Below are 2,332 nucleotides of genomic sequence, written 5' to 3'. Positions count from 1 at the left end.
GCCCTGTTTGGGCGCGTCCAGACGTCTGGACGGATCATCTTCGCGCCAGCCTTCACCCATCGCAAAGCGGTAGAACTGGCGAACCGAGGCGCGTCGTCTGGCGGCTGTAGATGCCGATAATCCGCGCACAGCCAAATCGGCAAACCAGTTTTCCAAATCTTCCTGGCCAGCCTTCAAAAGCCCGCCCTTGGCACCCAGCATTTGCTCGGCATCGGCGAGGTCGCGACCGTACGCCGCCAACGTATGAGGGGAGGCATCACGTTCGACGGCCATCATTTCCAGAAAGGCTTCGATTTGTGGGGTCATTGGTGACTGCAAGGGGTGTGGAGAGTGGTCATCCGTGTATAGAAGAGGTTAAGAACATGAACTGTGACGCCTCACCTGATTCCCCGATTTTGAAGCTGAACCGCACCATTGCATTGGTGGGGCTGATGGGCGTCGGCAAATCCACAGTGGGCCGCCGTTTGGCCGCGCGCCTGAATTTGCCTTTTGCCGATGGCGATCACGAGATCGAATCTGCAGCCGGTATGAGTGTCAGCGAGATTTTTGCGACCCGTGGCGAGGCTGATTTTCGCGCAGGCGAAGCACGCGTCATGAAGCGTCTGCTGGAAGGCCCGCCGATTGTGCTGGCGACCGGTGGCGGCGCAATGATGAATGACGAAACCCGCGCTATGATGAAAGAACACGCCGTTACGGTGTGGATGCGGGCGGACCTGCATGTGATTGCCGAGCGGGTGGCGCGTCGCGATACGCGGCCTTTGTTGCGCGGACGCGATACGATCAAGGTGCTGAGCGAATTGTCCGAGAAACGCTATCCCGTCTATGGCGAAGCGGATGTGACGGTTGATGTTGGCGGCGGATCGCACGGTGTGGCGCTTGAGGCCATGCTGACGGAATTGAGAAAGTACGCGTTGGAGCAGGGTGTCCGATGACCACGTCCATCAAGGTAGAGGGCGGCGATTTTCGCGCCTATGACGTTGTGGTTGGTGCGGGCCTGCTGTCCTCGCTGGGAGAGCGCGCCAAGGTATTGAAGCCGACCCGTGGGGTGGTCGTGACCGACAGCACGGTTGCTCCACTGCATGCCGATGCGGCCCTGGCATCCCTGAACGCGGCGGGTATCGAAGCCGAACTGATCACGGTCCCCGCGGGCGAGGCTTCGAAAAGCTTTACCGAGCTGGAAAACGTGCTGGACCGGATGATGGCGGCGGGTCTGGACCGCCGCAGTCTGGTGGTGGCGCTGGGCGGTGGTGTGATCGGTGATCTGGCCGGACTGTCGGCGGCGCTGTTCATGCGCGGTATCGACTTTATTCAGGTACCGACGACGGTATTGGCGCAAGTGGATTCATCCGTCGGCGGCAAGACAGCGATCGACACCCCGCGTGGCAAGAACCTGATCGGGGCCTTCCATCAGCCGCGTCTGGTGCTGGCCGATATCGATATCCTCAAGACCTTGCCGGTGCGTCAGGTGCGTTCGGGCTGGGCTGAAATCCTCAAACACGGCCTGATTTGCGATTCTGCCTATTTTGAGTGGCTGTCCGGTGAAGGTGCCGTGGGTGCTGAAGGTGACGCACAGGCTTTGACCAAAGCCGTCATCCGTTCGGTCGAGATCAAGGCGCAGGTTGTCGGCGAAGACGAAAAAGAAGCGGGCCGCCGTGCCTTACTGAACCTTGGGCATACCTTCGGCCATGCACTAGAAGTCGAGGTCGGGTTTGACGACACCCTGACCCACGGCGAAGCGGTGGCTGTCGGCTGTGCCATGGCATTCCGCTATTCGGCGCGCTTGGGTCTTTGTGATGCGGTGGATGCCGAGCGGGCCGAGCAGGGGATCCGTGCTGCGGGTCTGCCGACGCGACTGGCCGATATCCGTCACGCGTTTGAGGCTGCTGCTTTGCTGGAGCGGATGCAGGGTGACAAGAAGGCCGAGGGCGGTCGTCTGACGCTGATCCTCGCGCACGGTATCGGACGGGCCTTTGTGACCAAGGATGTCGATGCCGACGATGTTCTGGTCTTCCTGAAGGACGAAGGGGCGGCCTGATGTTGCCGGTTGCGGTTCTGGAAAACGCCTTTGTGCAGCTGGAACCGTTTGATGAGGGCAACAAGGATGCTGTCCGTGCGGCGCTGGATCATGATCCGGAGGCCTGGGACGGTATGGTCACTGCAGCTTACGGCCCCCACTTCGATGCCTGGTGGGATGCTGCGATTGCGGCAATGCGTAGCCAGAGCCGCATCGCCTATGCCGTTCGCCGTAAAAGCGATGGCGTGATTGTCGGTACGAGCAGTCTGTACGAAATCAAACCCGAACATTTGCGTTGTGAGTTGGGTTCGACCTTCT

General features: G+C 60.4%; 3 protein-coding genes and 1 pseudogene. 3 read left to right on the top strand and 1 reads right to left on the bottom strand.

The features are described from left to right. The coding region (locus RSB01_RS14020) for a site-specific integrase (protein ID WP_332625744.1) at positions 1 to 306 on the bottom strand (306 nt) is incomplete at its 3' end. 56 nt (positions 307 to 362) lie between these two features. Here RSB01_RS14020 and RSB01_RS14015 point away from each other — a divergent pair. The 3 genes and pseudogenes from RSB01_RS14015 to RSB01_RS14005 all read left to right on the top strand — a co-directional run. Beyond that, entirely contained in the window at positions 363 to 932 is a 570-nt protein-coding gene (locus tag RSB01_RS14015) for a shikimate kinase (protein WP_332591242.1), read from the top strand. Continuing rightward, entirely contained in the window at positions 929 to 2,035 is a 1,107-nt protein-coding gene (gene aroB / locus RSB01_RS14010) for a 3-dehydroquinate synthase (RefSeq protein WP_332619725.1), read from the top strand. Before RSB01_RS14015 ends, aroB begins: the two co-directional genes overlap by 4 nt. Beyond that, positions 2,035 to 2,332 (top strand): annotated as a pseudogene (locus RSB01_RS14005) (N-acetyltransferase); the annotation flags it as partial. The gene aroB and the pseudogene RSB01_RS14005, both read left to right, overlap by 1 nt.

This window comes from Brevundimonas sp. (assembly GCF_036659295.1).
In the GTDB taxonomy this organism is placed as follows: domain Bacteria; phylum Pseudomonadota; class Alphaproteobacteria; order Caulobacterales; family Caulobacteraceae; genus Brevundimonas.
The sequence above is the reverse complement of the archived record's forward strand: the minus strand, read 5'-3'. Positions and strand labels throughout refer to the sequence as shown.

Excerpts from the sequence above, each read along its gene's own strand:
- RSB01_RS14015 (WP_332591242.1), top strand. The coding sequence starts at position 363 with ATGAACTGTGACGCCTCACCTGATTCCCCGATTTTGAAGCTGAACCGC.
- aroB (WP_332619725.1), top strand. The coding sequence starts at position 929 with ATGACCACGTCCATCAAGGTAGAGGGCGGCGATTTTCGCGCCTATGAC.